At 68.3% G+C, this 943-nt stretch carries 1 pseudogene; it reads right to left on the minus strand.

Annotated features, from left to right (window positions below):
* Nucleotides 1–19: 19 nt before the first annotated feature.
* Nucleotides 20–818 (minus strand): annotated as a pseudogene (locus ABEA15_RS25540) (transposase family protein).
* Between the last annotated feature and the right edge of the window lie 125 nt (nucleotides 819–943).

Below are 943 nucleotides of genomic sequence, written 5' to 3' on the forward strand. Positions count from 1 at the left end.
TGAGCCTTTGCCAACCTGTTCACCGGGTGGCGATCATGAGGGTCTGAACTGCGGCGACGAGTTCGGAAGCCTGGCTGGGGCAAGAACGGATCTTGCGTAGGACGCGCCAGTTCTTCAGTTCGGCGTTGACCCGCTCACCCGGGCCTCGCTGCCGGGCATGGGCGGTGTTGACCTCTTTCTGCGCCCGCGACAGCCGCCGGTAGCGGCCGGTGTCGGGGTCGATGCGTCGGCGACGCTGCGGGACCCGGATCGCCGGACCGCCGCCCTGGTAGGCGGTATCGGCGATCGCGCGCACCCCGGCTTCGGTGAAGGCATCGATGATGCCGTGCTCACGGGCGGCCCCCATATCGTGGCGCGCCCCGGGCAGCGCCGGTGAGATCCACACCGGCCGACCGAACGGATCGGCCACGACCTGCACGTTCACCCCGTGGCATGTGTGCTTGCCGCTGTAGAACGCGCGGTCGTCCCCGCGGGACATACCGACGCGGTCGATGCGCAGCAGCGTCCCGTCGAGGATCACGAACGCCTTGCCCGCGGCGATCTCGACCGCTTGGGCGAGGGTGGGCGCCATCGTGGCGAGTAGCCCGATCGCCTCACACAGGTAGCGGTAGAGGAGTGGAGGTGCCGATCATGAATCCGCAGGCCAGCTCGGCGTAGGTCTCGCCCTTGCGCAGGTAGGCGATCGCGAGCAGGGCCTGGCGGCCGGCCGAAAGCCGGCGCCACCGGGTTCCGAGGTGTTTGCGGTGGCCGCGCAGCGCATCGGCGAGCACGCCGAGCGCGCGGTTGGACACATTCATCCCGGAGGGGTAGGACAGCACGTGGAGCTCCTGGTTGGACGGTTTGATCTAGGCAATCGCCCGTCTACCAGGAGCTTCACTTGTTCGTGGCCACGCCACGCCGTACACCCTCCGAGCAGCCCGAACACCAGGTTGGCAAAGGCTCA

This window comes from Streptomonospora halophila (genome assembly GCF_039542725.1).
In the GTDB taxonomy this organism is placed as follows: Bacteria; Actinomycetota; Actinomycetes; order Streptosporangiales; family Streptosporangiaceae; genus Streptomonospora; species Streptomonospora halophila.